General features: G+C 63.9%; 2 protein-coding genes. One reads left to right on the top strand and one right to left on the bottom strand.

Going from position 1 to position 3,514, the window contains the following annotated elements:
* Window positions 1-95: 95 nt before the first annotated feature.
* Window positions 96-2,180: a hydantoinase/oxoprolinase family protein gene (locus tag AC0L15_RS33100; protein ID WP_473498391.1), complete on the bottom strand. Its 2,085-nt coding sequence runs from the start codon at window positions 2,178-2,180 to the stop codon at window positions 96-98.
* Window positions 2,181-2,401: 221 nt separating this feature from the next.
* Here AC0L15_RS33100 and AC0L15_RS33095 point away from each other — a divergent pair, with 221 nt between their 5' ends.
* Complete coding sequence (locus AC0L15_RS33095) at window positions 2,402-3,229, top strand: ferredoxin--NADP reductase (RefSeq protein WP_287308277.1); 828 nt, start codon at window positions 2,402-2,404, stop codon at window positions 3,227-3,229.
* Window positions 3,230-3,514: the final 285 nt, after the last annotated feature.

The raw sequence follows: 3,514 nt of genomic DNA, 5'->3' as shown, positions 1-3,514 counted from the left end.
CACGCAGCGATTTGCTGCTTTCAGCGCCAACGAGAATCCCCCTCCCCCTTGTGGGGAGGGGTTAGGGGTGGGGGTCCTCTTCGATGAAAGCCTTATCATAACTGCCCCACCTCTATGATGATGTTGCCGTCGGCGTCCGAGCGCGCCCGGTCGCCGGGCTCGAGCACGGTGGTGGCGTCCATCTGTTCGAGAATCGCCGGCCCCTCGATGACGGCGTCGAGCGGCAGCTTTTCCCTGACGTAGACCGGCGTGTCGTGCCAGTGTCCGCCGTACCAGACCGGCCGGATTTCGCGGCGCGCCTCATCAAGCGTTTTGGCGCGGCCAGCCGGGTCGATCAATCGCGAAAGATCGATCGCCGGCCGCACGCCGGTGACCGAAGTGTTGAGGTTGACCAGATTGGCGCGGATTTCCGGCAGCTCGACCTTGAAGCGGGCGAAATAGGCCTTTTCGAACAGTTGCTGCAATGTTTCACGCGTCACCGCGGACGACGGCAGCGGCACGTTGATGATGTGGGTCTGGCCGACGAACTGCATGTCGGCGGAATGGGTGACGCGGATCGTCTCCGGCTTCACCGCTTCCTTGCCGATCAGCTCCTCGCCTTCGTTTCGGTGCCGTTCCAATATCGCGTGAAGCTGGATTTTATCGAGCCCGGCTACCGGCTGGTTGACGGTGTTGATGAAATCGTGCCTGAGATCGGCGACGACACAGCCGAGCGCATTGGTGATGCCCGGCCGCGCCGGCACCAGCACTTTGGGCAGGCCGAGCTCGCGCGCCAGTGCTGTCGCATGCAGCGGACCGGCGCCGCCAAAAGCGAAGAGCGCGAAATCGCGAGGATCGTGGCCGCGCGACACCGAGACCATGCGGATGGCGCCGGCCATCTTGATGTTGCCGAGCCGCAGCACCGCACCCGCCGCTTCGACACCGGACAGGCCGGTGGGGCGGCCGATCCTGTCTTCAAAAATGCCGGTGACGTTCTCGACGGTGACCGGATTTTCGACCCCAAGCAGCTTTTTCGGCGCCAGCCGGCCGAGCACCAGATTGGCATCGGTGATGGTCGGCTCGCTGCCGCCGCGCCCGTAGCAGATCGGTCCGGGATTGGCGCCGGCGCTTTCCGGGCCGATCTGGATCAGGCCGGCCGCATCGACGCGGGCGATCGAGCCGCCGCCGGCGCCGACCGTGTGCACCGCCACCATCGGCACGTGGATCGGCATCGCATATTCGATCTCGATCTCGTTCGACACCGCCGGTTCGGCGTTGCGGATCAGCGCCACGTCGGTCGAGGTGCCGCCCATGTCGTAGGTGACCAGGTTTTCGAAGCCAGCGCGTTTTCCCGTATAGGCGGCCGCGATGACGCCGGAGGCCGGGCCGGACATCACGGTCTTGGCCGATTCGCGGGTGACAAAGCGGGCCGAGATCATGCCGCCATTGCCGTTCATGATCAGGAAGTCGCGGGCGTAGCCTTTTGACCCCAATTCCTTGCGCAGCCGCTCGACATAGCGCTCGAGGATCGGCTGCACCGAGGCGTTGACCGAAGCGGTGACGCCGCGCTCGAATTCGCGCGCTTCCGACAGCAGCGCATGGCCTGTCGTGATGTAGCTGTTCGGCCAAAGCGCGGCGGCGATCGCGGCGGCGCGCCGCTCATGCGCCGGATTGGCATAGGAATGCAGGAAATGGATGACGAGGGATTCGCAGCCGGCCGCGATCAATTGTGAAACCGCCGCGCGCATCTCGGCTTCGTCGAGCGGAATGCGCACTGCGCCCGAGGCTTCGACGCGCTCCGCCACTTCAAGCCGCAGATTGCGCGGAATGATCGGGACGAAGCTGCCTGTCATGCCATAGGCCTGCGGCCGCGTCCGCCGGCCTAGCTCGATGACGTCGCGAAAGCCGCGCGTGGTGATCATGCCGGTCTTGGCCAGCCGGCGCTCGAGCACTGCGTTGGTGGTGGTCGTCGTGCCGTGCACGATGAGGTCGATGCCGCGGATGGGAAAACCGGTGGCGTCGAGCGCCGAAACGACGCCGAAGGCCTGGTTGTCGACAGTGGTCGGGGTCTTGGCGATATGCACCTTGCCGCCGTGACGGCCGTCGATCAGAAGCAGGTCGGTAAAGGTTCCGCCGACGTCGATGCCGGCGACGACGCTGCCCGAGGAATCCAGCGTCTGCGCCGAAAAATTCTCTTCCATTGTCGAAACCCGAAATGTCAGGACTACAGATATGTCTCAGTTTGGAAAGGTGTTTCAGCCTGGCGTCTTGACGCAAATATCATTTGTATACTAATAAATTCCGGACACAAGAGCTTACCGCTTGGCAGTGTGCAAACGGCACGCCGGAACCTGATCGGTTCGGGCGCGCAGGACAAGGTTTGGCGTCAGCGCCCTCGGGTTGGGCCAGAAGGTTAGGTTTGATGAACACCACATCCGCGCTCAACACCGCCGGCGCCCGGCCGCTGCAGTTCCCGATTCCGGCCAATGTCTATGCCGAAACCGTCGTCTCGGTGAAGCACTATACCGACCGGCTGTTTTCGTTCCGCATCACCCGGCCGCAGTCGCTGCGCTTCCGCTCCGGCGAGTTCGTCATGATCGGCCTGCCCAATGCCGAGAAGCCGGTGTTCCGCGCCTATTCGATCGCCAGCCCCGCCTGGGACGACGAGCTGGAATTCTTCTCGATCAAGGTGCCGGACGGCCCGCTGACCTCTGAGCTGCAGAAGATCGAGATCGGCGACACCGTCATCATGCGGCAGAAATCGACCGGCACGCTGGTGGTCGACGCGCTGACCCCGGCCAAACGCTTGTTCATGATCTCGACCGGCACCGGCATCGCGCCCTTCGCCAGCCTGCTGCGCGACCCCGACACTTTTGAGAAATTCGAGCAGGTCGTGCTGACCCACACCTGCCGCGACAATGCCGAACTGACCTACGGCCAGGAGCTGGTTGCAGAGCTGGAGAACGACCCGCTGATCGGCGAGCTGACCGGCGGCCGCGTCACGCTCTACAATTCGACGACGCGCGAAACCTCCGGGCGCATGGGCCGCATCACCGCGCTGATCGGCTCGGGAAAATTCTATGCCGATCTCGGCATCGACAAGCTCGACCCGGAGACCGACCGCATCATGATCTGCGGCTCGATGCACATGCTCAGGGATGTCAAGGAGCTGGCCGAAAGCCTCGGCTTCGAGGAAGGCTCGCTGCATCATCCGGCAAGCTTCGTCGTCGAGCGCGCGTTTGTCGGGTAGGGTCTCGACACACTTCGTCATCCCAGGGCGAAGCAAGGAGCGAAGCGACGCGGCGCAGACCCTGGGATCCATTCCGTGACATTAGAGCGTCACGACGGTGCAAAACGTTTGATGCCGGCGGGACAGCGCCCCCCTCTGTCCTGCCGGACATCTCCCCCACAAGGGGGGAGATCGGCAGCTTGGCCGCTCCGCTCAATCCTGCAACTTAGACAATTGCGAAAGCGGTGGTGACAGCCGATCTCCCCCCCAAGTGGGGGAGATGTCCGGCAGGACAGAGGGGGGCGC

This window comes from Mesorhizobium sp. WSM4846, from assembly GCF_055811415.1.
This window is presented reverse-complemented; position numbering and strand designations above follow the sequence as displayed.

What these genes read in the sequence shown, in the direction of transcription:
- AC0L15_RS33095 (WP_287308277.1), top strand. Translation starts at nt 2,402, where the DNA reads ATGAACACCACATCCGCGCTCAACACCGCCGGCGCCCGGCCGCTGCAG.
- AC0L15_RS33100 (WP_473498391.1), bottom strand. Translation starts at nt 2,180, where the DNA reads ATGGAAGAGAATTTTTCGGCGCAGACGCTGGATTCCTCGGGCAGCGTC.